This is a genomic window from Nocardia farcinica (assembly GCF_001182745.1).
Lineage (GTDB): Bacteria > Actinomycetota > Actinomycetes > Mycobacteriales > Mycobacteriaceae > Nocardia > Nocardia farcinica.
The window spans coordinates 2,104,379-2,129,523 of record NZ_LN868938.1; the positions used below are offsets into that span (position 1 = coordinate 2,104,379).

The window sequence follows — 25,145 nt, forward strand, 5'->3', positions numbered from 1 at the left end:
CTGATCCTGTCAGTCCGCGGCCCTCTGCGCTGCCTTGCGATCCAGGAAGGTGGTCGGCCGGTCCGGCCAGGGCGCGTCGCCGGGACGTAGTTCGGTGCCGTTGGCGCGGGCCGCGGTCAGCGCGAGCACCCCGGCGACCGCGGTGGCGTTGACGATCTCTCCGGCCAGCGCCGCGCGCACCGCCTCGGCCACGGGCATGCGCACCACCTCGATGTCGGCTTCCTCGAGTTCGGGGTCCGGACGGTGCGTCGCGCTGAGCCCGCGGGCCAGGTAGACGCGCAGTGCCTCGTCGGTGAAGCCCGGCGAGAGCGCCACGTCCACCAGCACCGACCACTCCCGCGCGGCCAGCCCGGTCTCCTCGGCGAGCTCGCGCCGGGCGGCGGTGAGCGGATCCTCGCCGGGGATGTCGAGCAGCCCGGCGGGGAGTTCCAGCAGCCGCCGCCCGAGCGGGTGGCGGTACTGCCGGATGAGGATCACGTTGTCCTCGTCGTCGACCGCGGCGACCGCGACCGCCGCGTGGTGTTCGATGACCTCGCGTTCGACCACCCGGCCGCCGGGCATGGCGACCTGGTCCAGGCGCAGCGCGACGATCGCGCCGGAATACACCGTCCGGCTGGCCACGGTCTCGAAATCGTGGCTGCCCGGTGCCCCGGTCCCGCCGTCACGCTCGCTCATTCACGCTCCCTGTTCTGCGCTCGCCAACTCGTCGTCCGGAATGTCGACCGGAAGCCGCTCGGCCAGTTTATATTTCAGCGCGGCCGCGATCAGCGCGGCGAACAGCGGATGCGGGCGGGTCGGCCTGCTCTTCAGCTCCGGATGCGCCTGGGTGGCGACGAAGAACGGGTGCACCTCGGCGGGCAGCTCCACGAACTCGACCAGCAGCCCGTCCGGGGAGGTGCCACTGAACTTCAGCCCGCTGGTGGCGATCTTGTCGCGGTAGGCGTTGTTCACCTCGTAGCGGTGCCGGTGCCGTTCGGAGACCTGCTCCGAGCCGTAGGCGCGGGCGACCACCGACCCCTTCTCCAGCACCGCCGGGTAGGCGCCCAGACGCATGGTGCCGCCCAGGTCGGCCTCACCGGCCACGGCCTGCTTCTGATCGGCCATGGTGGAGATCACCGGGTGCTGGGTGTCGGGCTCGAACTCGGTGGAGTTGGCGTCGGTGAGCCCGATCGAGCGGGCCGCCTCGATCACCACGCACTGCAGGCCGAGGCACAGGCCGAGCAGCGGGATACCGCGGGTGCGGGCGAAGTGGATGGCGCCGACCTTGCCCTCGATGCCGCGGATGCCGAAGCCGCCGGGGATCAGGATCGCGTCGACATCGCGCAGCGCGGCCGCGGCGCCCGCCGCGGTCTCGCACTCGTCGGAGGCCACCCAGCGGATGTTCACCTTGGCCCGGGAGGCGAAGCCACCGGCGCGCAGCGCCTCGGTGACCGAGAGGTAGGCATCGGGCAGGTCGACGTACTTGCCGACCAGCGCGACCTCGACCTCCTCGCGCGGGGAGTGCACACGGTCGAGCAGGTCGCCCCACACGGTCCAGTCCACGTCGCGGAAGGGCAGCCCCAGCCGCCGCACCACGTAGGCGTCCAGGCCCTCGCGGTGCAGCACCTTCGGGATGTCGTAGATCGACGGCGCGTCCGGGGTGGAGATGCAGGCGTCCACCTCGACGTCGCACATCAGCGCGATCTTCGACTTGAGCGCCTGCGGCACCTCGCGGTCGCAGCGCAGGATCAGCGCGTCGGGCTGGATGCCGATGTTGCGCAGCGCGGCCACCGAGTGCTGGGTGGGCTTGGTCTTGAGCTCGCCCGAGGGCGCCAGGTAGGGCACCAGCGAGACGTGCAGGAAGAAGACGTTGTCGCGGCCGACGTCGTGGCGGATCTGGCGGGCCGCCTCGAGGAACGGCTGGGATTCGATGTCGCCGACCGTGCCGCCGATCTCGGTGATCACCACGTCCGGCGTCTGGCCCTGTAGATCGGGGCCGCGCATGGCCAGGATGCGGTTCTTGATCTCGTCGGTGATGTGCGGGATGACCTGGACGGTGTCGCCCAGGTATTCGCCGCGGCGTTCCTTGGCGATGACCGAGGAATAGATTTGCCCGGTGGTCACGTTCGCGTCCCGCGACAGGTCACGGTCGAGGAATCGCTCGTAGTGGCCGACGTCGAGATCGGTCTCGGCACCGTCTTCCGTCACGAACACCTCGCCGTGCTGGAACGGATTCATGGTGCCGGGATCGACGTTCAGATAGGGGTCGAGTTTCTGCATGGTGACGCGCAGTCCGCGCGCGGTGAGCAGCTGACCGAGGCTGGAGGCGGTAAGGCCCTTGCCCAATGAGGAGGCGACACCACCGCTGACGAAGATGTGTTTCGTGGCGGTTCGCGCCTGAATCCGTGTTTGACCCACGGGTCTTCACAGTAACACGAAACGGGCGCCCGATTCGCACGCCACGCCCGTTAGCTGATCGATCGCCACCACCGGATCAGCCGGGCAGTCCGGCCAATGTCAGCGAGCCGGCCTGCGGGCCCGTGCCGTAGCGGCCCGCGCCGCCGCCGAGCTGCTCGGTCAGCCCCAGCACGGTGGTGACCCGGCCGATCTCCCGGTCCAGATTGTCCACGGTGGTCAGCGCCGCGGCGAGCGCGGCATCGGAGCGGACGATCGCGAGCGCGCCCTGTCCGTCGGCCGCGCCGGTACGCCCGGCCAGCACGACGCCCGCCCCGCGACCGCGCAGGGCACCGGCGAAGCGGGCCACGTTCGCGCCGCGGGCGTTCTCGGCGGCCTGCGCGCCCGCACCGGTGACGACCACGGCCAGCTGGGCCGGCTGCACGGGCGTGTCACCGTAGGCGAGGAACCCGCCGCCGCGCAGCGTCTCGAGCACCAGGCTCAGCTCCTGCGGCGTCGATCGGGGCTGTCCGGTGGCGGGGTCGAGCAGCAGCACCATGCCCAGCAGGTCACCGGCCAGGCTGCCCTGGTCGACGCCGCCGGTGCGCAGCTGCGCGCCCGCCGGGATGGTGTTGGTCACCGCGGTCCGCAGCCGGTCGCCCTCGGCCGCGTCGACGAAGGCGTCGGTCAGGGCGATCCGCCCGGCGACCGCCGCGCCCGCGGTCTGCAGGCCGGTGCTCACCGCCTCCACGTCGGCCGGGTCGGCGTCGGGCGTGGTGAAGACGAGCACCGACCGGTCGGCGAGGGTGCCGCCGAGGATCCGTCCGGCCGAGCTCGCGATGAAGCGGTCGGCGGCGTCGACCTGGTCGGTGAGCGCGCGATTGCGGGCACCGAGGTCGTCGACCTGCCGAGCCAGTTCGGTCTTGTCCGCGCGCAGGCCGGAGAGCAGATCGGCGGCCAGGGTCTGCGAGCCGAGCACCACCCCGATCGCGAGCGCGAGGAAGATCGCCACGATCGAGATGGCGTGCTGGCGCAGTGAGATCATCAATCGCTCCCGGCTATCGTTGGCCCGCGCCGACGAGATCCTGGCACCATCGCGCGAAACGGTTCCAGGTGTCCACCGCCCAGTCCAGCACCTCGGTGCCGGTGTTGGAGGCCAGCAGCACCACGATCACCGCGATCAGCGCGGCCAGCACGACCATCGCCAGCGCGACGCCGGACATGCGGTTGCGGTAGAGGGTGGCCACCGCCTTGGCGTCCATGAGTTTGGTGCCGACCTTCAGCCGGGTCAGGAAGGTGGCCGGATTGCTGTCGCGGCGGCCGCGGTCGAAGAAGTCGTCCAGCGAGGCCGCCGCACCCACGGTGACGATCAGCGCGGCGCCGTGATGCTCGGCCAGCAGCAGCGCGAGGTCGGCCGGGGCGCCCGAGGACGGGAAGGTGGTGGCGCCGATGCCCAGGTCCTGGATGCGTTCCAGGCCCTTGGCATGTCCGTCGGTGTCGGCGGGCAGGATCACCTCGGCGCCGCACTTCATCGTGGCCGAGGTGATCTCCTCCGGGTCGCCGACGATCAGGTCGGGCCGGTACCCCTGCTTGCGCAGCGTGTCGGCACCGCGCCCGACGCCGACCATGATCGGCGCGTACTCCTTGATGAACGGCTTGAGCCGCTTGAGGTCCTCGGCGTGATCGGGCCCGTCGGCCACCACGACCACATGCCGCTGCTTCATGTCCAGTTCCAGCTCGGGCACCCCGATGCCGTCGATGAGCAGCGCGCTCTCGGTGCGCACGAATTCGATGGTGTTGCCCGCGAAGGCTTCGAGGTGGTCGGCGAGCCCGTTGCGCGCCTCGATCATCCGCTCGGCGATGGCGGCTTCGGTCAGCTCGATGCCCTCGACCAGTGCCTCGGGTTCCTTCTTGGTCAGCTTGTCCGCGTAGACCACGCCGTCGTGGATGCGGATCTTGCTGCCGTCCTTGATCTTGGTGAAGGCGTCGGAGCTGACCGTGTCCACCAGCATGATGTCGTTGGCGACAAGCACTTCCGGGCCGAGGTTGGGGTAGCGGCCGGAGATCGAGGGCGAGGTGTTGACCACCGCGACGACACCGGCTTCGACCAGCCGGTCGGCGGTGATGCGGTCCAGGTCCATTTCGTCGACGACGGCGATGTCACCGGGGCCGACGCGCCGCAGCAGTCGCCGGGTGTTGCGATCCACCCGGGCTATCCCGGTGCGGCCGGGCAGCGTTTCGGTGTTCTTCGACAACAGGGCCGGCAACTTCATGGGGCCGATGATGGCGGCTATGTCGGGGCCCGTGGTGGAGGCGCGCCGAGCGGTGGGTCACATTCGTCACTGTGATATCAGCCGGAACAGGGTAATCGGCACACGCACGGCATCCACTGTTGCACTCCGGTCGCCACGCCCCCGTGTCGCGTGGGTTTCCGCATTCCGGCGCGAGTTCTCGCCGATAGCCGTTCCGCGGTTCACGACCGCATGCCCGCACGATTTCGATCAGATGACCAGTTCGAGCAACTCAGGAAGTTCCGCTATCAGCGGCGACACCACCGCCGCGGTCGGAACTTCTGCGTGAAACCACTTGTGCCCCAGTGGTGTTCGTACCGACCGCCCCGAACTGTGGGAATCCCACAGGCACCCGGACGGCGATCACCCACCCGGGAACAGCACGGACCGCCCCCGGGTTGTTCCCGGACACCGGCGCATCACGCCCCCGCCCCCCTCGACGAAGGACATCTCATGGAGATCGGTGTCATCCTGCCCACCTCGACCCCCGACCCCGCCCGCCCCATCCTCGGCGACGTCCGCGCGAGCGCCCGGTTCGCCGAGGAGATCGGCCTCGACTCGGTATGGTCCACCGATCACCTGATCGCCAGCGCGCCGATGCTCGACAGCACGGTGGTGCTGGCCACGGCGGCGGCGGTGACCGAACGGATCCGCATCGGCTACGGCGTCCTGCTGCTCGCGCTGCGCCCGGCGGCCTGGGCGGCCAAGCAGATCGCGAGCCTCCAGTACGTCTCCGGTGACCGGCTGCTGCTGGGCATCGGCACCGGCAATCCCGCCCACGGCGACATCGGCTGGCGCGCGGCGGGCGCGTCCTTCGCCGAGCGCGGCCGCACCACCGACGCCGCGCTGCGGGTGCTGCCCGACCTGATCGCCGGACGCACCACCGCGCTGCCCGACGGCACCGAGGTCGCGCTGTCGCCCGGCGCGACCGTCCCGCCGGTACTCGTCGCCGGTGACGGACCCCGGGCCCGCCGCCGGGCCGCCGAATTCGCCCAGGGGTGGATCGCCATCGCCGCGACCCCGGAACAGGCCGCGGCGGGCGGACGCGAGCTGGCCGAGCTGGCGGCCGGATTCGGTAGGCCCACACGGGAATCACCGTCGTCGCGCCGCCGCTCGGCCAGGACTCCAACCGCTGGCCGGAGCTGCTGGCGCAGTACGCCGACGCGGGCGTCGAACGGTTGACGCTGGCCCCCACCGGTCCCGACTGGCGCGCCGATTACGAGACGGCCGCGAAGGTGCAGGCGCTGGCGGGCTGAGCTGTCACGCGGCCGGATCGAGAACGATCTTCACCGCGCCGTCGGCCTTCTGCTGGAACATCTCGTAGGCCGCGGGGGCCTTGCTCAGCGGCAGGCGGTGGGTGGCGAAGGTGTCCACGCCCAGCGGGTCGTCGTCGGTGAGCAACGGCAGGATCTCCGGCGCCCAGCGGGTGACGTTGGCCTGCCCCATCCGCAGCTGGATCTGCTTGTCGAACAGCACCCGCATCGGCAGCGGATCGACCATGCCGCCGTACACGCCGACCAGGGAGATGGTGCCGCCGCGGCGGACGATGTCGATGGCCTCGTGCAGGGCGGCCAGCCGGTCCACCCCTGCCGTGTCCATCACCTTGCGAGCCACCACGTCCGGCAGCAGCGCCGCCGAGCGGTGCGCCACCGATCCGAGCGGCGAGCCGTGCGCCTCCATCCCGACGGCATCGATCACCGCGTCGGTGCCGCGCCCGTCGGTGCGGTCGCGGATGACATCGCCCAGGTCGGCGTCCACGGCGGAGAAGTCGATGACCTCGATGCCGCGGGCGGCCACGCGGGACAGCCGTTCGGGTACCCGGTCCACGCCGATCACCCGGTACCCCCGGTGGGCGGCCACCCGGCACGCCATGTCGCCGATCGGGCCGAGACCCAGCACGGTCACCGAGCCGCCGTCGGGCACCGCGGCATACTCGACCGCCTGCCACGCCGTCGGCAGCACATCCGAGAGGTACAGGAACCGCTGATCGTCCGGCCCCTCGGGCACGGTGATGTGGGTGTGATCGGCATACGGGACACGCAGGTACTCCGCTTGGCCGCCGGGCACCTGCCCGTAGAGCTCGGAGTAGCCGAACAGCGCCGCGCCGCTGCCCTGCGAGCGCACCTGCGTGGTCTCGCACTGGGTCGGCAGGCCGGTGTCACACATCGCGCAGTGTCCACAGCTGATCTGGAACGGCACCACCACCCGGTCGCCGGGCTTCAGGTCGCGCACCTGGGCGCCGACCTCCTCGACGATGCCCATCGGCTCGTGCCCGAGCACGTCACCGGGTGTCATGTACGGGCCGAGCACCTCGTACAGGTGCAGGTCCGAGCCGCAGACGGCGGTGGAGGTGATGCGCACGATCGCGTCGGTCGGTTGCTGGATCCGCGGGTCGGGCACCTCGTCCACGGCGATCTTGCGCCTGCCCTGCCAGGTCACGGCCTTCATCCGCCACTCCTCACTGCTCGGCCGACGGGTTCGTCGGGTACTGGACGGCTACCCGGCGGCCAGGGGCGAAAACGGGTCCGGGGCCGAGGGGTCGCGAGCACGGTCACCGCCGAGCGCGCGGGCTCCGCCACACGAAAAGGTCCGGGTGCGGAGCACCGCACCCGGACCCCGTTCCGCGACCGGATCAGTCGGCGTCGTCGAGCGAGGCGTTGCCGGTCACCACCGTCGCGCCGAACGGCGCCGTGCTGACGCAGCCCGCGCCGACCGTGGTACCCGCGGCGAAATCACCCCGGCTCTCCCCCGCCCGGGCGATATCCACGCGCAGCATCGTCTGCGCGCCCGCGCCGGCCAGCACGCACATCCACTGCTCGCCCTCGGGCCGGCTGCCGACCACGACGGCGCCTTCCTCGCTGGTGTCCGCGCTCACCGTGGGCGCGGCCGCGGCGAGTCCCGCGCCGAGCAGGGTCACGGTCGCAGCCGCCGCCGCGGTCGCCGCCACTCGCACTCCGGAACGGATCATGGGTCGTCCTCCTCATCTGCGTTTACCGACGTACCGGCAGTTGCCGTTCAGCGCGATCCGAAACAACGTCGGCGAATGTGACGCACGTGACAGCACCGCCGAGACGATGAGGCAGTGCCTATACACTTCCGTCGACCTGTCGCCCGTAGAGGAGAAGAATTCATGCCACGCAGCACCGTCGAGGCCGTCATCCCGGCCCCGCGCCAGGCCGTCTACACGTTCTTCGTCAACCGTGACGGCATCAACCCCTTCCTGCCGGGCGTGCAGTTCACGCTGAAGAAGCCAGGCACCGACAGCCCCTCCGGCGTCGGCGCCCAATACACCGTCGGCCGCGGCTCGATCGGCTTCGTGGAGGAGACCACCACGCTGGTGCCCAACGAGCGCTTCGAGTACAAGATCGTCAAGGGCGTGCCGGTGAAGCGCCACGTCGGCATCGTGACCTTCGCCGACGCCGAGGGCGGCACCCGCGTCACCTACACCATGGAGTCCGAGCCGAGCCTGCCGGTGCCCGCCAAGGTGCTCGAGGCCGGTCTGCGCACCCTGATCGGGCAGATCATGGGCGCGACCAAGAAGGCCTTCGCCTGACCCACTCACCGGCGCGCCGTCGCGGCGCGCCGGATCAGACGCTCGCCCGCTCGGCGCGCGCCATCTCCAGCAGTTCCTCCGCGTGCGCGCGGCCGGTCTCGGTGTCGTCCAGGCCGGCCAGCATGCGCGCCAGCTCCACCACCCGCTCGTCCTTCGTCAGCGCCCGCACGCCGCTGTTCACCGTGCCGCCCTCGTCGGACTTGTCGACCACCAGGTGCGTGTCCGCGAACGCCGCCACCTGCGGCAGATGCGTCACCACGATCACCTGGTGCGTGCGCGCCAGCCGGGCCAGCCTGCGACCGATCTCCACCGCGGCCCGGCCGCCGACACCGGCGTCGACCTCGTCGAACACCATCGTCGCCCCGTGGTCGGACCCGGCGAGCACCACCTCCAGCGCCAGCATCACCCGCGAGAGCTCACCACCGGAGGCGCTCTTGCTCAACGGCAACGACTGCGCGCCCGAATGCGCGGCCAGCCGGAACTCGACCTCGTCCACGCCGGTGGCGCCCGCGTGCAGTTCGACGCCGTCGACGGTCAGCGGCGCCGAATCCTGCGCGGCCGCGGGCACCGCACGCACCTGCACCTCCAGCTTCGCCTTCCCCATCGCCAGCCCCGCGAGTTCCGCACTCACCGCGGCGGCCAACTTGCCCGCGGCCTTGGTCCGCGCGGCGGTCAACTTCACCGCCGCCGCGCGCACCCGCTCGGCCGCGATGTCGACCTCGGCGGTCAGCTTCGTCAGCGCCTCCTCCGACACGTCCAGCGACTCGAGCCGCGTCCTGGCCTCGGCCGCCCAGGCCAGCACACCGTCGATGTCGGGGGCGTACTTGCGGGTCAGGCTCTTCAATTCGGCTTGCCGGGTCAGCAGCGAATCCAACGCACCCGGATCCGAGGGCAGATCCGACAGATAACCGCTCAGCTCGGTGGTCAGGTCGACCACCACGGCGATCGCCTCGCCCAACCGCGGCGCCAGCGCCGACAGCGCCGGATCCTCGGCCGCCTCCAACCGCGCCCGCGCGGCCCCGAGCAGTTCCAGCGCGCCCGAGCCGTCCTCGGGCGCGTCGGCAGGCCCGGCGAGCGCGTCGTGGGCGACGGCCGCCGCCTCGCGCAGCGAATCCAGATCGCTGAGCCTGCGCACCTCGTCGACGATGCGCACGTCCTCCCCCGGCTCGGGCGCGACGGCGTCGATCTCGTCGAGGGAGTGCTTGAGCCGATCGGCCTCCAGCGCCAACTCCCGGCTGCGCGCCGTGCGCTCCAGCAGTTCGGTGCGCGCGTCGAGCCAGGCGCGGCGCAGCACCTGATACTTGCGCAGCAACGGACCCACGGTGTCGGCGGCGAACCGGTCCAGCGCGGCCAACTGCTGCTCGGGCTTCTGCAGGCGCAACTGATCGTTCTGACCGTGCACGGTCAACAGCGAGGAGGTGAAGTCGGCCAGCACCGAGGCGGGCACGCTGCGTCCGCCCAGATGAGCGCGGGAGCGGCCGTCACTGCTCACGGTGCGGATGGCGATGACGCTGCCGTCGTCGTCGGCCTCGGCCGCCGCCGACTCGAGCACCTCGGCCACCTGGCCGCGGGCGTCCTCGTTCAGGTCCTCGACGGTGAACCGGCCCTCCACCACGGCCTTGTTCGCGCCGAGCCGCACCCGGCCCGCGTCCGCGCGGGCACCGCCGAGCAGATGCAGGCTGGTGACCACCATGGTCTTGCCCGCGCCGGTCTCACCGGTCAGGACCGTGAAACCCTCGTGGAACTGCGCGGTGGCCGCGGATATGACACCGAGACTGTCAATCCTGATCTCTGTCAGCACGTGTGCTCTCCGTTCGCCGTCGGCCTCGCCAGCCGGTCACGGGCAATTGGAACTTGCGCACCATCCGGTCCGCGAACGGCGCGGAATCCAGCCGCACCCAGCGCACCGGTTCGCTGCCGCGGACCGCTTCCACCCGGCCGCCGCGCGGTAGCGCCAGCGTGCGCCTGCCATCCAGGAAAACTATCGCATCGTGGCCGGTGGCAACCGATTCCACCGCGATGCGGGACTCCGGGCTGGTGACCAGCGGCCGCGCGAACAGGGCGTGCGCGTTGCTCGGGATCACCAGCAGCGCCTCGAGTTCCGGCCACACCACCGGCCCACCGGCGGAGAACGCGTAGGCCGTCGACCCGGTCGGCGTCGCGATCAGGATGCCGTCGCAGCCGAACGCCGAGACCGGGCGCCCGTCGACCTCCAGCACCACCTCGAGAACGCCCATGCGCGAAGCGTTCTCGATGCTCGCCTCGTTGAGCGCCCAGCCGGACTCGACCACCTCGTCCTCGACCCGCACGGCCACGTCGATGGTCATCCGGTCCTCGACCCGATAGTCCCCGCGCACCACCTGGCCCAGCGCCTCGTCGAGGTGCTCGGCCTCGGCCTCGGTCAGGAAGCCGATGCGGCCCAGGTTGATTCCGAGCACCGGCACCGACGCGGGCCTGGCCAGTTCGGCCGCGCGCAGGAACGTGCCGTCGCCGCCGAGGGCGAGCACCATCTCACAGCCGACCGCGGCCGCCGCACTGTGCTCGACCACCCGCACCGCATCGCCGGCCGGACCGGTCACCGGCGCCGGTTCGGCACGGCTGTCGAACCGGGTACTCGGCGCCTCGTCGGCCAGCACCCGCAGCCCGATCCCGGCTTCGGTGAAGATCTTCGCCGCCCGGTGCGCGGTCTCGACGATCTCGGCGCGGCCCGGGTGGGCGATCAGCAGGATCTCGCGGTCGCCGGACCCGCTCATCGTGGCCCCTCCTCGACCGCCCGCGCGACCAGCTCGCGCACCTGTGCCGCGTCGTACTCGAACGGCCCGTCCTTGCGCAGCCACAAAAAGTACTCGACATTGCCCGACGGCCCGGGCAGCGGACTGGCCACCGCGCCCACCGTCCGCAGCCCGTGTTCGGCCGCGGCGGCGGCGACCCCGCACACCGCCTCGGCGCGCAGCGCCGGATCGCGCACCACGCCACCGGATCCCACCCGTTCCTTGCCGACCTCGAACTGCGGCTTCACCATCGGCAGCAGATCGGCGCCCTCGGCACAGCAGGAGGCCAGCGCGGGCAGCACCAACCCCAGCGAAATGAACGACAGGTCACCGACCACCAGCTCGACGGTGCCCTCGATCTGTTCCGGCGTCAGCGTGCGCACGTTGGTGCGGTCGAACACCCGCACCCGCTCGTCGGTGCGCAACCGCCAGACCAGCTGGCCGTATCCGACGTCGACGGCCACCACCTCGCGGGCCTCCCGGCTGAGCAGCACATCGGTGAAACCTCCGGTGGACGCGCCGGCGTCCAGGCACCGTTTGCCCGCCACACGCAGCCCCGCGGGCTCGAAACGTTCCAGCGCGCCGAGCAGTTTGTGCGCGCCGCGCGAGGCCCACTGCACCTCGTCGGGCTGTTCCCGCACCACCAGCGGGGTGCCGGGTTCCACCGCGGTCGCCGGTTTCGAGGCGACCGTTCCAGCGATCAGGACGCGTCCCGCGCCGATCAGCTCGACCGCGTGCTCCCGCGATCGCGCCAACCCGCGGCGAACCAGTTCGGCGTCCACTCGTGCGCGCCTGGCCACCTCAGATCTTGTCCACCGTGGCCAGTGCCTGGACCAACACCTCGTGTGCCTGTTCCAGGATGCGGGCGCGCCGCGTGATGTCCGCGCCGGTCTCGGCGTGCTCGGCCGGTCCGGTGCGGCCGCCGCCCGCGTCGAGTTCGGCGAGCAGCTCATCGATCTCGGCGCGGATCCGGTCCGGGTCGGCCGGTTCCGGCCGACCCTGCGCGCCGGGCAGATGCTGCCCGGGCAGCGGGACCCCCGGTCGGGGCGCATTGGTCGGAGTAGTCATCGTGGTGCCAACGCTATCGGATTTCCGAACGGGACGCGCGTACCGTCACCGCCCTGCCGGGGTACTTGCGCAGCCGCTCGGCCAGGTCCAGCTCGGCGTCGTCGGCGACCGGCGGGTGGTTGAGCGCGTCCAGGCTCTCGGCCACGTAGGTCGGGATCCGCTCCGGCGGCGCGGCGCGCAGCTCGTCGAGGGTGCTCACGCCGGTGAGCACCAGCAGCGAATCCAGGGCGACCCGATCGGCGCCCTCGATGTCGGTGTCGAGCCGGTCGCCGACCACGAGCGCGGCGCGGGTGCCGACCCGGGCGACGGCGTCCTCGAGCAGCGGCGCGTACGGCTTGCCGGCGACCACCGGCGCACGGTCGGTGGCGGCCTGCAACGCCGCGACCATCGCGCCGTTGCCGGGCGCGAGACCACGCTCGTTGGGCAGGGTGCGGTCGGTGTTGGCCGCGACCCACAGCGCGCCCGCGCGCACCGCGTAGGCGGCCTCGGCCAGGTCCGGCCACGCCGTCTGGGGGGAATGTCCTTGCACGACCGCGGCGGGCGGGGCACCGTCGAACCGCCGGATGGGCTTCAACCCGGCTTCCTCCACCTCGGCGGCCAGATCATCGGTGCCGACCACGAGGACGGTCGCGCCCGGTTCGAGCCGCTCGGCCAGCAACCGGACCGCGGCCTGCGCGCTGGTCACCACGTCCTCGGCCCGCGCAGGGAACCCCAGCTCGGCCAGATGCGCGGCGACCACCGCGGGCCCGCGGCTGGCGTTGTTGGTGACATAGGCCAGCCGCTGCGATGTCGCCGCGGCGGCCAACGCCTCCGGCGCACCGGCGATCACCACCGGACCCCGGTACAGCGTGCCGTCCAGGTCGAGCAGCAACGCCTCATAGCGATCTCGTAACCGCGTCACACCACTCCCACTTCGTCGCATCCACCCCGGCGCATCCACCCCGGCCGTGCCCCCGCCGCACCGGCGTGACACGACACTACGTCAGCCCGCCGACACGAGCGCCGGGTGGTCGAGGCGGTCCCGGATCCCCGGGATCGATCCGCGGCCGGGCTCAGGCGTCCCCGGTCAGTTCGGCCGCGCGGTCCTCGGCATCGGTTTCGCCGTCGAGATCGGCGGCGGCTGCGTTGAGGAACCACTCCAGGCCCTCGGCGGTGCGGCCCGCGGCGACCAGCGCGTCGGCATAGGCGTAGAACAGGCGGGCGGCCGAGGAGCCGGTGCGCTCGGGATCGAGGTCGTCGGTCTGCAGGGTGACGACCGCCTGGTCGTACTGGCCCAGGTCCATCCGGGCGCCCGCCACGACGATCCGCAGTTCGCTGGCCTCGTCCCCGGTGAGCGCCCTGGCCTCGTCACTGCGGCCCAGTTCGATGGCCCGCTCGGGACGACCGAGCCCGCGTTCGCAGTCGGCCATCACCGCCAGCAGACCCGAACCGCCCGACATCCGCCGCGCGGTCCGCAGCTCCGACAGCGCCTCGGCCCATTCCCCCGCGTGATAGGCCACCACGCCCGCGGTTTCGCGCACCACCGCGATCCGCCCGGCCCGCTGCCGCGCCGCGCGTGCGTGCGCCAACGCCAGCCGCGGATCGTCGTCCAGCAGCCGCACCGCCATCACCAGGTGCCGCGCCACGGTCTCGGCATTGCCCTTGTCCAGGCTCAGCAGATCCCGGCGCACCGCGGGATCGAGGTCCGACGCCTCCACGTCGTCGGGCAGATCCGGCTCCTCCGGCCGCGGCGCCCGCCGCTCGAGATTGCGTCCTCCCGTACCGCGCGCACCTTCACCACCGCGCCGCCGGTCCTCGAACTCGCCACGCGCGCCGGACCCGCGCCGCTCGTCCCCGCCCCGCGGGAAACCACCGCGCTCGCCGCCCAGTGCCGACGCCCCACGCTCCGCATCATCGTGCGCACGATCCGCACCGGCGTCGCGGGAACCCCCACGAGCCGTCGCGTCGAATCCGGAACCGCCGCGTCCGGGGCCACGATCCGCACCCCGGGAGTCGGAACCACCGCGCGGGTAACCACCACGCTCACTGCCGCTGGAGGAGCCGCCCCGTTCGCCGCCACGACGGAAACCGCCGCGCTCGGAACCCTCGCGCTCACCTCCGCCGCCGGCACCGCGCGCCGCCCCACCGCGATCGAACCCACCACGCCCGCGGTCGTCACGATCCGACGCACCACGACGGAACCCGCCGCGCTGCGCACCTCCCCGGTCGTCGCCCCGATCGGGCGCACCGTACCGGGAGCCGCCCTCGGACGGTCCACCGCGACGGAACCCGCCGCGCTCACCGGACGTACCGCGCGCGACACCGCCGCCTTCGCGCGAACCACCGGGCTCGCCGCCGCGACGGAAACCACGCTCACCCGCGTCCGCACCGCGCGATCCGCGGTCGCCGCCGGCCCGATCCGCATCACGTCCACGAGCGAAGCCGCCGGCACTCTCCAAACCCGGATCACGCCGGTCGAAACCGCGCGACTCGCCGCGACGGAAGCCGCCGCCGGCACCACGGCCGCCTTCCCCACTCCGGAAACCACCGCGCTCGTCGCCACGGTCGCGGCCGCCTTCGGAGCCGCCGCGGCGGAATCCACCCCGGTCGCCGGTTTCACCGCGCCCGAAGCCGCCGCGATCCCCCGAGGTCCGCTCGTAGCCGCCGCGATCCCGACCGCCGCGCTGCTCGTAGCCGCCGCGTCCGGTCGAATCACTTCGCTGCCCACTATCCGGCTCGCCACGGCGGAACCCGCGACGCTCGCCCGCGCCGCCCGATCGCCCGGAGTCCCGATCGCCGGTGGCGCCGCTGTCCGCACCGGGACGGTCGGCGCCGGCACCGCGCTGACCCGCATCGGACGCGCGCCGGAACGGCCTCCGACCGTCATTGTGTTCGGACACGGTGTTCCCTTTCCGAGTTTTTTCAGCAGAGGGTTTGCTGGCCCTCTTGAATTCAATCACGTGCCGGTGTGGTAGTCGGTGGGTGGCCGGTGTCTGGGGGTGTGGGTGGTTCCGGAAATGCCGATAGGGGACCCAGTCATGGGTCCCCTATCAGGAAAGGATGTTCCGGCGGTGTCCTACTCTCCCACACCCTGTCGAGTGCAGTACCATCGGCGCTGGCAGGCTTAGCTTCCGGGTTCGGAATGGGACCGGGCGTTTCCCCACCGCTATGACCGCCGTAACTCTATGAAACTATCCACACCACCCGCACACACCCCACACCCTTTCGGTGATGGGGCGGGTGTCAACGGTGGGTTGTGTGTTGTTTCAGATACCGCACAGTGGACGCGTAACATCGTTGTTGGTAAGTCCTCGGCCGATTAGTACCAGTCACCTCCACACGTTACCGCGCTTCCAGTTCTGGCCTATCAACCCCATGGTCTGTGGGGGGCCTTACCCCCTCGAGGGGGTGAGAAACCTCATCTTGGAACAGGCTTCCCGCTTAGATGCTTTCAGCGGTTATCCCTTCCGAACGTAGCTAACCAGCAGTGCCCTTGGCAGGACAACTGGCACACCAGAGGTTCGTCCGTCCCGGTCCTCTCGTACTAGGGACAGCCTTCCTCAAGTTTCTGACGCGCGCGGCGGATAGAGACCGAACTGTCTCACGACGTTCTAAACCCAGCTCGCGTGCCGCTTTAATGGGCGAACAGCCCAACCCTTGGGACCTACTCCAGCCCCAGGATGCGACGAGCCGACATCGAGGTGCCAAACCATCCCGTCGATATGGACTCTTGGGGAAGATCAGCCTGTTATCCCCGGGGTACCTTTTATCCGTTGAGCGACACCGCTTCCACATGCCGGTGCCGGATCACTAGTCCCGACTTTCGTCCCTGCTCGACCCGTCAGTCTCACAGTCAAGCTCCCTTGTGCACTTGCACTCGACACCTGATTGCCAACCAGGCTGAGGGAACCTTTGGGCGCCTCCGTTACATTTTAGGAGGCAACCGCCCCAGTTAAACTACCCACCAGGCACTGTCCCTGAACCAGATCATGGCCCGAGGTTAGAAGTCCAATACGATCAGAGTGGTATTTCAACGACGACTCCCACCACACTGGCGTGTGGCTTTCACAGTCTCCCACCTATCCTACACAAACCGTACCGAACACCAATACCAAGCTATAGTGAAGGTCCCGGGGTCTTTTCGTCCTGCCGCGCGTAACGAGCATCTTTACTCGTAATGCAATTTCGCCGAGTCTGTGGTTGAGACAGCAGAGAAGTCGTTACGCCATTCGTGCAGGTCGGAACTTACCCGACAAGGAATTTCGCTACCTTAGGATGGTTATAGTTACCACCGCCGTTTACCGGGGCTTAAATTCTCAGCTTCGCGCCGAAGCGCTAACCGGTCCTCTTAACCTTCCGGCACCGGGCAGGCGTCAGTCCGTATACATCGTCTTACGACTTCGCACGGACCTGTGTTTTTAGTAAACAGTCGCTTCTCTCTGGTCTCTGCGACCCAACCCAGCTCACGGTGCAAGACCGGTCACCAGATCAGGTCCCCCTTCTCCCGAAGTTACGGGGGCATTTTGCCGAGTTCCTTAACCACAGTTCTCTCGATCGCCTCGGTATTCTCTACCTGACCACCTGTGTCGGTTTGGGGTACGGGCCGTGTACCAACTCACTAGAGGCTTTTCTCGGCAGCATAGGATCACTGAATTCACCTCAATCGGCTACGCATCACCTCTCAGGCTCATGTTGTGCGGATTTGCCTACACAACGCCCTACAGGCTTACACCAGTACAACCACTCACTGGCCCAGCTACCTTCCTGCGTCACCCCATCGCTTGACTACTACAGCAGGGGTCGTGCGCAGCCACTTCCGGCCTCCCGAAGGAGGTCCATCCGCTTTTGGGCACTTAGCACCACTGATTCGCCATTGGGCGCGGATACACGGGTACGGGAATATCAACCCGTTGTCCATCGACTACGCCTGTCGGCCTCGCCTTAGGTCCCGACTCACCCTGGGCGGATTAACCTGGCCCAGGAACCCTTGGTCATTCGGCGGACGAGTTTCTCACTCGTCTTTCGCTACTCATGCCTGCATTCTCACTCGCACAGCCTCCACAACTGGGTTACCCCGCTGCTTCCCTGGCTGCACGACGCTCCCCTACCCACCCCAACCACTGCGCACCGGACCGTAACCCGATGCGGATGTCATGTTGGAGTGCCGCGGCTTCGGCGGTGTACTTGAGCCCCGCTACATTGTCGGCGCAGGATCACTTGACCAGTGAGCTATTACGCACTCTTTCAAGGGTGGCTGCTTCTAAGCCAACCTCCTGGTTGTCTTCGCGACCCCACATCCTTTTCCACTTAGTACACGCTTAGGGGCCTTAGCCGGCGATCTGGGCTGTTTCCCTCTCGACTACGAAGCTTATCCCCCGCAGTCTCACTGCCACGCTCTCACACACCGGCATTCGGAGTTTGGCTGACTTCGGTAAGCTTGTAGGCCCCCTAGGCCATCCAGTAGCTCTACCTCCGGCGTGAAACACGTGACGCTGCACCTAAATGCATTTCGGGGAGAACCAGCTATCACGGAGTTTGATTGGCCTTTCACCCCTACCCACAGCTCATCCCCTCAGTTTTCAACCTAAGTGGGTTCGGGCCTCCACGACGTCTTACCGTCGCTTCACCCTGGCCATGGGTAGATCACTCCGCTTCGGGTCTAGAACACGCGACTCAACGCCCTATTCGGACTCGCTTTCGCTACGGCTACCCCACACGGGTTAACCTCGCCACATGCCACTAACTCGCAGGCTCATTCTTCAAAAGGCACGCCATCACCCACAGCAACAAAGTCACTCGCAGGCCCTGACGGATTGTAAGCGCACGGTTTCAGGTACTATTTCACTCCCCTCCCGGGGTACTTTTCACCTTTCCCTCACGGTACTAGTCCGCTATCGGTCACCAGGGAGTATTCAGGCTTACCGGGTGGTCCCGGCAGATTCACAGCAGATTTCACGGGCCCGCTGCTACTCGGGTATCACTCACATGAGCCGTCATGTTTTCACTTACCGGACTCTCACCGTCTACGGTAGGCCGTCCCAGACCACTTCAGCTAACACAACGGTTTCTGACTCACGCCCAGCTCGGCAGAACCGGGAAGAGCAACCCCACAACCCCACATAGACAACGCCTGCCGGCTATCACATCTACATGGTTTAGCCTCATCCGCTTTCGCTCGCCACTACTCACGGAATCACTCTTGTTTTCTCTTCCTGTGGGTACTGAGATGTTTCACTTCCCCACGTTCCCTCCACACACCCTATATATTCAGGCGCGGGTAACACGACATCACTCGTGCTGGGTTTCCCCATTCGGAAATCCTCGGATCTCAGCTCGGTTGACAGCTCCCCGAGGCTTATCGCAGCCTCCTACGTCCTTCATCGGCTCCTGGTGCCAAGGCATCCACCGAACGCTCTTAAACACTTACAAACAAAGATGCTCGCGTCCACTGTGCAGTTCTCAAACAACACACAAGACCAAACCCTGACTCAGCACCAGACCGAAACCCTCCGAAGAAAGCCCCGCGGTATGACTGAAGATCCAGCCTCGTCGTTATCTCATACCTAGAGAGTCACTCGCGTGTTCTCTCAGGACCCAACAGTGTGTCGACTACATCCCCGCCGGCCGGCCACACAGGACCAACCGATACACGAGGCACATGCCAGCGTTCCACCCATGAGCAACCACCGGACTACATTCGAGTCCGACATGGCCTCTGCCACGACCACAATCACCTGTGTGACGCATCGTGGAGAAGTGCTCCTTAGAAAGGAGGTGATCCAGCCGCACCTTCCGGTACGGCTACCTTGTTACGACTTCGTCCCAATCGCCGATCCCACCTTCGACGGCTCCCTCCCACAAGGGGTTAGGCCACCGGCTTCGGGTGTTACCGACTTTCATGACGTGACGGGCGGTGTGTACAAGGCCCGGGAACGTATTCACCGCAGCGTTGCTGATCTGCGATTACTAGCGACTCCAACTTCACGGGGTCGAGTTGCAGACCCCGATCCGAACTGAGACCGGCTTTAAGGGATTCGCTCCACCTCACGGTATCGCAGCCCTCTGTACCGGCCATTGTAGCATGTGTGAAGCCCTGGACATAAGGGGCATGATGACTTGACGTCGTCCCCACCTTCCTCCGAGTTGACCCCGGCAGTCTCCTGCGAGTCCCCGCCATAACGCGCTGGCAACACAGGACAAGGGTTGCGCTCGTTGCGGGACTTAACCCAACATCTCACGACACGAGCTGACGACAGCCATGCACCACCTGTACACCGACCACAAGGGGGCCTACATCTCTGCAGGTTTCCGGTGTATGTCAAACCCAGGTAAGGTTCTTCGCGTTGCATCGAATTAATCCACATGCTCCGCCGCTTGTGCGGGCCCCCGTCAATTCCTTTGAGTTTTAGCCTTGCGGCCGTACTCCCCAGGCGGGGCGCTTAATGCGTTAGCTACGGCACGGATCCCGTGGAAGGAAACCCACACCTAGCGCCCACCGTTTACGGCGTGGACTACCAGGGTATCTAATCCTGTTCGCTACCCACGCTTTCGCTTCTCAGCGTCAGTTACTGCCCAGAGACCCGCCTTCGCCACCGGTGTTCCTCCTGATATCTGCGCATTTCACCGCTACACCAGGAATTCCAGTCTCCCCTGCAGTACTCAAGTCTGCCCGTATCGCCCGCAAGCTTGGGGTTGAGCCCCAAGTTTTCACGGACGACGCGACAAACCGCCTACAAGCTCTTTACGCCCAGTAATTCCGGACAACGCTCGCACCCTACGTATTACCGCGGCTGCTGGCACGTAGTTGGCCGGTGCTTCTTCTACAGGTACCGTCACTTGCGCTTCGTCCCTGTCGAAAGAGGTTTACAACCCGAAGGCCGTCATCCCTCACGCGGCGTCGCTGCATCAGGCTTTCGCCCATTGTGCAATATTCCCCACTGCTGCCTCCCGTAGGAGTCTGGGCCGTGTCTCAGTCCCAGTGTGGCCGGTCGCCCTCTCAGGCCGGCTACCCGTCGTCGCCTTGGTAGGCCATTACCCCACCAACAAGCTGATAGGCCGCGGGCCCATCCTGTACCGATAAATCTTTCCACCAAACACCATGCGATGTAAGGTCATATCCGGTATTAGACCCAGTTTCCCAGGCTTATCCCGAAGTACAGGGCAGATCACCCACGTGTTACTCACCCGTTCGCCGCTCGTGTACCCCGAAGGGCCTTACCGCTCGACTTGCATGTGTTAAGCACGCCGCCAGCGTTCGTCCTGAGCCAGGATCAAACTCTCCGTTGAAGACTCACAATCACACCCACAGGGCGCAATCAAAAGTACAAAACTAGAGTCCGAAAACCCAGCAAAACAATCGCCAGCCGGAAATTAGCTGACAAAAAATATCCGACCCTCACACGGGGGTATGAGGAACCGGAACCAAAAAATATTTGGCACTGACATTCATCGACACACTATTGAGTTCTCAAAGAACACACGCACACACATCCGATCCGGATTTTCGCCGGAGCTTCTGTGAGGCAACTTTTCCAGTCTAACCACTGCACCGCCCGGAGTCAAGTCCGCTGCGTCACATGGTCCTGCTGCCCGTCAGGCGCTCCTCGTCCTACCTCGTTTCCCAGGCCCCGCCCAGCCTCTCGGCTCAGCGTTGCGGCTCCGGGTCGGTGTCCGTGTCGCTCTGACGTTGAATAAGTTACGCGCCGGATAACGCCTCGTCAAATCCGCACTACACCGGTGTGATTCCGCAGGTCAGAGGCTCGCCAGCAGGCCGGAAACGGGCTTGGGCCACGCAAATGTGACCCAAGCCACCAAGATCAATTTCCGTCGCGCAGCACGCCGGCCATATTGCGCTTGCCGCGGCGCACGACCAGCCAGCGTCCGTGCAGGTAGTCGCCGTCGGCGGGGGTCCAGTCCGGATCGGCGATCTTCTGGTTGTTCACCGCGGCGCCGCCCTCGTTGACGGTGCGACGGGCCGCGCCCCGGCTCTCGGCCAGGCCGGTCGCCACCAGCAGGTCGACGATCGTGGCCGGCTCGCCGGGCGTGACCCGTGCGACCTCGCCCTCCCCCGCGGCTTCCCGCAGGGCCGCACCGAGCGTCGCCTCGTCCAGCTCGCGCAGGTCGCCGCGACCGAACAGCGCCTGGCTGGCCAGCTGTACCGCCCTGGTGTGCTGCTCGCCGTGCACCAGCGTGGTCATCTCGGCGGCGAGCCTGCGCTGCGCCTCCCTGGCGTGCGGACGTTCGGCCGTGGCCCGCTCGAGCTCGGCGAGCTCCTCGCGGTCGAGGAAGGTGAACCAGCGCAGGTAGCGGACGACGTCGGCGTCCGCGGTGTTCACGAAGTACTGGTACCAGGCGTACGGGCTGGTCATCTCGGGGTCGAGCCAGAGGCTGCCGCCGCCGGTGGACTTGCCGAACTTCTTGCCGTCGGCGGAGGTCACCAGCGGGACGGTGAGCGCGTGCACGGACTCGCCGTCCAGGCGGCGGTTGAGTTCGACGCCGGCGATGATGTTGCCCCACTGGTCCGAGCCGCCGACCTGGAGGCGGCAGCCGAAGCTGCGGCGCAGCTGCACGTAGTCGTTGGCCTGCAGCAGCATGTAGCTGAACTCGGTGTAGGACATGCCGTCGCCCTCCAGGCGCCGCTTGACGGTGTCGCGGGCCAGCATGACGTTCACCGAGAAGTGCTTGCCGATGTCGCGCAGGAAATCGACGGCGCTCAGCGGACCGGTCCAGTCCATGTTGTTCACGATCACCGCGCCGGTCGGCGAGTCGTCGAGATCGACGAACCGCTCGAGCTGGGACCGGATGCGCCGGGCCCATTCGGCGACGGTGTCGGAGGAGTTCATGGTGCGCTCGCCGACGTCGCGGGGATCGCCGATGAGACCGGTCGCGCCGCCGGCCAGCACGATGGGGCGGTGACCGGCCCGCTGGAACCGCCTGAGCGCCAGCAACGGGACGAGGTGGCCCGCGTGCAGGCTCGCCGCGGTGGGATCGAAACCGGCATAGAGGGTCAGCGGTCCGGCGGCCAACGCCGCGCGCAGGGCGTCGAGGTCGGTGGACTGCGCGATCAACCCGCGCCAGGTCAGTTCATCGATGATGTCGCCGCTCACGCCGTCCCATCTTTCCGCACCGGGATCCACCGCCGACCGGCAGGTCTCACCGGTGCGGAACAGTGTCGACGGGGTCGGCGGGCGCCACCCGCCGACCCACGACACGCCGGCACCGTCGACCGCGAGGGGACGCGCCGGAATTCACCGCGGGGCGCGCACCGTGGCCGCGCCGGGCGCACGGGGGCTGCGCCGGTAGGCCGAGACGGCGGGCGAGGACGGCAGCCAGAACCGCCAGGGCCGGTCGGCCTCGCTGCTCACGCCGACGCGGGGGCCGTCGGCGATCAGTGCCGCGGGCAGCGGGTCGGCCAGCTCCAGGCGAATCGGGGCGGCCGGGTCGAACAGCGCGGTGCCGTAGTCGTCGAGCGCGATGCCGAGGGCGGTGCCGAAGTTGCCCGGCCCGCGGGCGAGGTCGGCGTCGGTGCGGGCGGTGGGACGCCGGCCGCGCACGACGTCGAGCCCGTCGACCACCTCGCCCGCGCGTAGCAGCACCGCGCTGGCGGTGCCGTCGGGCCCGGTGGTCACGTTGACGCAGGTGTGCATCCCGTAGCTCAGATAGACGTAGAGGTAACCGGCCGGACCGAACATCACGGCGTTGCGCTTGGTCCGGCCGCGACCGGAGTGCGAGGCCGGATCCGGCCACGGGCCCTCCGCATCCCCGCCGTAGGCCTCGACCTCGACGAGCCGGACCGCGACCTGGCCGGAGCGCAGGGTGGCACCGAGCAGCCGGCGGGCGGCGGTGGGCGGATCGACAACCAGTTCCTCGACAGACACGACGGCCATTGTCCCGGACGGCCCCGACAAGGCCGGTGGACGCACCTCTTGCGCCCGGGCGGTGGGAGGCGTTGAATTCACCACAGAGTGAATTCAACACACGATGAATTTAGGCGGCCATGTCGCGTCCTTCGCCCACCCCCGCCGTCGACGTCCGCGATCTCGTCGTGCACCGCGGCGGACGACCGGTCCTGCACGAGATTTCCCTGACCATTCCGTCCGGCACGATCACCGGGCTGCTCGGGCCGTCCGGCTGCGGCAAGACGACCCTGATGCGCAGCATCGTCGGCACCCAGCAGGTGCGCTCCGGCCGGATCAGCGCGCTCGGCCTGCCCGCGGGCGCGGCGGAGCTGCGCAGGCGGATCGGCTATGTCACCCAGGCGCCGAGCATCTACAACGACATCAGCGTGCGCGAGAACGTCGCCTATTTCGCGGCGCTGTACGGCCGCGACCGCGCCGAGGTCGACGAGGCGCTCACCGCGGTCGGCCTGCGCGAGCACGCCCATCACCGCGGCGACGAGCTCTCCGGCGGACAGAAGACCCGTGCCTCCCTGGCCTGCGCGTTGGTGGCGCGACCGGAACTGCTGATCCTGGACGAGCCCACCGTGGGCCTGGACCCGGTGCTGCGGGTGGAGCTGTGGAAGCAGTTCCACGAACTCGCCGCCGCCGGCACCACACTGCTGGTCTCCAGCCACGTGATGGACGAGGCCGAACACTGCGACCGGCTGCTGCTCATGCGCGAGGGCAGGCTGCTGGCCGAACTCAGCCCGGACGAACTCCGGGCACGGACCGGACAGGACAACCTCGAGAAGGCCTTCCTGACCCTCATCACGATGGGACAGCACGCATGAGCACCCCGACGCTTCGCCCGTACGCCGCCACCACCGGCCGCATCCTGCGGCAACTGCGCAACGACCACCGAACGGTCGCGATGATCCTGGTCGTCCCGGCCCTGTTGATGACGCTGTTGTACTTCATCTACGCCGACACCCCGGCGAGCCCGCACGCGCCCGCCCTGTTCGACCGCGTCGGCATCAGCATGCTCGGCATCCTGCCGTTCATCGTCATGTTCCTCATCACCGCCATCGCCATGCAGCGCGAACGCACCTCCGGAACGCTGGAACGCCTGCTCACCACGCCGCTGTCCAAACTCGACCTGCTCGGCGGCTACGGCAGCGCCTTCTCCCTCGCCGCGGCCGCCCAGGCGGCGGTGGCGTGCCTGGTCGCCTTCGGACTGCTCGGGCTGGAGGCCGCGGGCAATCCCGGCTGGGTGGTGCTGATCGCCGTGGTCGACGCGATCTGCGGGGTCGCGCTCGGGCTGTTGGCCAGCGCCTTCGCCCGCACCGAATTCCAGGCGGTGCAATTCATGCCGGTGGTGGTGGCGCCGCAGATCTTCCTGTGCGGGTTGCTCGTCCCGCGTGACCAACTACCGCGCTGGCTCGAGATCATCAGCAACGTGATGCCGTTGAGTTATGCCGTGGACGCGTTGCAGGAGGTGTCGGTGCACCCCGAAGCCACCGGGCGGATGTGGGTGGACCTGCTGATCGTCGCCGGGTTCGCGCTGGTCGCGCTGGTGCTCGGGGCCGCGACCCTCCGGCGGCAGACTCCGTGAGCAGCACCGGGGCCGGGCGCGGCGCGGGACGGCGGCCCGGCCGGTCCGGGGCACGGCAGGCGATCCTCGACGCGGCGCGGGTGCGCTTCGCCGAACACGGTTTCGACCGGACCTCGATCCGCGCGGTCGCCGCCGACGCCGGGGTGGATCCGGCCCTGGTCCACCACTACTTCGGCACGAAGCAGCAGCTGTTCACCGCGGTGGTGGACCTGCCGGTCGACCCGGAGGCCGTGCTCGCGGTGATCGACGCGACGCCGGTCGAGCAGCTGGGCGCGACGATCATCCGGGCGGTCACCGCCATCTGGGACTCCCCCGCCGGACCGGCGGTGGTCGCGGTGGCGCGCACACTGCTCACCGGTGCCGAACCGGCGCTGGCCCGCACGTTCGTGCTGGAGGTGGTGCTCGAACGGGTGCGCAGGCGCATCGCCACCGACACCGACGACGGGCGCGCCCGCGTGGCACTGGCTGCCTCGCAGATGATGGGAATCATGGTGGCCCGCAAGATCATCGGCGTCGAGCCGCTGGCCTCGATGCCGCTCGACGAGCTCGCCGCGGCGGTCGGGCCGACCCTGCAGCGCTATCTCACCGGCGACCTCGGTTCCGCATGACGTGGCGGTGACG

General features: G+C 68.5%; 20 protein-coding genes and 3 rRNA genes. 6 read left to right on the plus strand and 17 right to left on the minus strand.

Annotated elements, in window-relative coordinates; genetic code table 11:
- Window positions 1–9: 9 nt before the first annotated feature.
- The 4 genes from AMO33_RS10265 to steA form a co-directional block, all read right to left on the minus strand.
- On the minus strand, window positions 10–675 hold the full coding sequence (locus AMO33_RS10265) for an NUDIX domain-containing protein (protein ID WP_011208537.1): 666 nt from the start codon (window positions 673–675) through the stop codon (window positions 10–12).
- Window positions 676–2,397: a CTP synthase gene (locus tag AMO33_RS10270; RefSeq protein WP_011208536.1), complete on the minus strand. Its 1,722-nt coding sequence runs from the start codon at window positions 2,395–2,397 to the stop codon at window positions 676–678.
- A 76-nt stretch (window positions 2,398–2,473) separates the two neighbouring features.
- Complete coding sequence (locus AMO33_RS10275; protein ID WP_060592276.1) at window positions 2,474–3,418, minus strand: copper transporter; 945 nt, start codon at window positions 3,416–3,418, stop codon at window positions 2,474–2,476.
- A gap of 13 nt (window positions 3,419–3,431) precedes the next feature.
- The gene (gene steA, locus AMO33_RS10280) at window positions 3,432–4,646 is read right to left on the minus strand and encodes a putative cytokinetic ring protein SteA (RefSeq protein ID WP_011208534.1); all 1,215 of its coding nucleotides are present in this window, start codon (window positions 4,644–4,646) and stop codon (window positions 3,432–3,434) included.
- 471 nt (window positions 4,647–5,117) lie between these two features.
- Here steA and AMO33_RS10285 point away from each other — a divergent pair, with 471 nt between their 5' ends.
- A complete protein-coding gene (locus tag AMO33_RS10285) occupies window positions 5,118–5,846 on the plus strand; it encodes an LLM class flavin-dependent oxidoreductase (protein WP_240327472.1) in 729 nt (242 codons plus the stop codon).
- 78 nt (window positions 5,847–5,924) lie between these two features.
- On the opposite strand, the gene AMO33_RS10290 is transcribed toward AMO33_RS10285, so the two are convergent.
- On the minus strand, window positions 5,925–7,112 hold the full coding sequence (locus AMO33_RS10290) for a zinc-dependent alcohol dehydrogenase (protein WP_060592278.1): 1,188 nt from the start codon (window positions 7,110–7,112) through the stop codon (window positions 5,925–5,927).
- A gap of 184 nt (window positions 7,113–7,296) precedes the next feature.
- Entirely contained in the window at window positions 7,297–7,632 is a 336-nt protein-coding gene (locus AMO33_RS10295; RefSeq protein ID WP_011208531.1) for a hypothetical protein, read from the minus strand.
- Between the two features lie 162 nt (window positions 7,633–7,794).
- On the opposite strand from AMO33_RS10295, the gene AMO33_RS10300 reads away from it, so the two are divergent.
- The gene (locus AMO33_RS10300; RefSeq protein ID WP_011208530.1) at window positions 7,795–8,217 is read left to right on the plus strand and encodes an SRPBCC family protein; all 423 of its coding nucleotides are present in this window, start codon (window positions 7,795–7,797) and stop codon (window positions 8,215–8,217) included.
- Between the two features lie 34 nt (window positions 8,218–8,251).
- Here AMO33_RS10300 and recN read toward each other — a convergent pair whose 3' ends face one another.
- The 6 genes from recN to AMO33_RS33090 form a co-directional block, all read right to left on the minus strand.
- Complete coding sequence (gene recN / locus AMO33_RS10305) at window positions 8,252–10,018, minus strand: DNA repair protein RecN (protein WP_060592280.1); 1,767 nt, start codon at window positions 10,016–10,018, stop codon at window positions 8,252–8,254.
- Window positions 9,996–10,970, minus strand: coding sequence for an NAD kinase (locus AMO33_RS10310; protein ID WP_060592281.1), 975 nt, complete (start codon window positions 10,968–10,970; stop codon window positions 9,996–9,998). The genes recN and AMO33_RS10310 overlap by 23 nt, the downstream gene beginning before the upstream one ends.
- Window positions 10,967–11,788 carry a TlyA family RNA methyltransferase gene (locus AMO33_RS10315; protein ID WP_060592283.1) on the minus strand — a complete coding sequence of 274 codons (822 nt, stop codon included), beginning with the start codon at window positions 11,786–11,788 and terminating at the stop codon, window positions 10,967–10,969. The genes AMO33_RS10310 and AMO33_RS10315 overlap by 4 nt, the downstream gene beginning before the upstream one ends.
- 1 nt (window position 11,789) lies before the next feature.
- Window positions 11,790–12,056, minus strand: coding sequence for a hypothetical protein (locus tag AMO33_RS10320; RefSeq protein ID WP_060592284.1), 267 nt, complete (start codon window positions 12,054–12,056; stop codon window positions 11,790–11,792).
- Between the two features lie 13 nt (window positions 12,057–12,069).
- A complete protein-coding gene (locus AMO33_RS10325) occupies window positions 12,070–12,957 on the minus strand; it encodes an HAD-IIA family hydrolase (RefSeq protein ID WP_041560038.1) in 888 nt (295 codons plus the stop codon).
- Between the two features lie 151 nt (window positions 12,958–13,108).
- Window positions 13,109–13,726, minus strand: coding sequence for a hypothetical protein (locus tag AMO33_RS33090; RefSeq protein WP_420846011.1), 618 nt, complete (start codon window positions 13,724–13,726; stop codon window positions 13,109–13,111).
- Here AMO33_RS33090 and AMO33_RS33095 point away from each other — a divergent pair.
- Window positions 13,670–15,010: a hypothetical protein gene (locus AMO33_RS33095; RefSeq protein ID WP_060592286.1), complete on the plus strand. Its 1,341-nt coding sequence runs from the start codon at window positions 13,670–13,672 to the stop codon at window positions 15,008–15,010. The genes AMO33_RS33090 and AMO33_RS33095 overlap by 57 nt on opposite strands.
- Before the next feature lie 88 nt (window positions 15,011–15,098).
- Here AMO33_RS33095 and rrf read toward each other — a convergent pair.
- From rrf to AMO33_RS10360, 5 genes are all read right to left on the minus strand, one after another.
- A 5S ribosomal RNA gene (gene rrf, locus AMO33_RS10340) occupies window positions 15,099–15,215 on the minus strand.
- Window positions 15,216–15,334: 119 nt separating this feature from the next.
- Window positions 15,335–18,464, minus strand: a 23S ribosomal RNA gene (locus tag AMO33_RS10345).
- A 338-nt stretch (window positions 18,465–18,802) separates the two neighbouring features.
- Window positions 18,803–20,321: ribosomal RNA gene (locus tag AMO33_RS10350) — 16S ribosomal RNA — on the minus strand.
- The 16S, 23S and 5S rRNA genes sit together here, the layout of an rRNA operon.
- A gap of 530 nt (window positions 20,322–20,851) precedes the next feature.
- On the minus strand, window positions 20,852–22,141 hold the full coding sequence (tyrS, locus tag AMO33_RS10355; protein WP_060593414.1) for a tyrosine--tRNA ligase: 1,290 nt from the start codon (window positions 22,139–22,141) through the stop codon (window positions 20,852–20,854).
- Window positions 22,142–22,282: 141 nt separating this feature from the next.
- Entirely contained in the window at window positions 22,283–22,921 is a 639-nt protein-coding gene (locus AMO33_RS10360) for a DNA-3-methyladenine glycosylase (RefSeq protein ID WP_060592288.1), read from the minus strand.
- 110 nt (window positions 22,922–23,031) lie between these two features.
- Between AMO33_RS10360 and AMO33_RS10365 the strand changes: the two genes are divergently transcribed.
- From AMO33_RS10365 to AMO33_RS10375, 3 genes are read left to right on the plus strand one after another with little or no spacing between them, the layout of a single operon-like run.
- Entirely contained in the window at window positions 23,032–23,763 is a 732-nt protein-coding gene (locus AMO33_RS10365; RefSeq protein WP_060592289.1) for an ABC transporter ATP-binding protein, read from the plus strand.
- Entirely contained in the window at window positions 23,760–24,524 is a 765-nt protein-coding gene (locus tag AMO33_RS10370) for an ABC transporter permease (protein WP_060592291.1), read from the plus strand. Before AMO33_RS10365 ends, AMO33_RS10370 begins: the two co-directional genes overlap by 4 nt.
- On the plus strand, window positions 24,521–25,132 hold the full coding sequence (locus tag AMO33_RS10375) for a TetR/AcrR family transcriptional regulator (RefSeq protein ID WP_060592293.1): 612 nt from the start codon (window positions 24,521–24,523) through the stop codon (window positions 25,130–25,132). Before AMO33_RS10370 ends, AMO33_RS10375 begins: the two co-directional genes overlap by 4 nt.
- Window positions 25,133–25,145 lie beyond the last annotated feature (13 nt).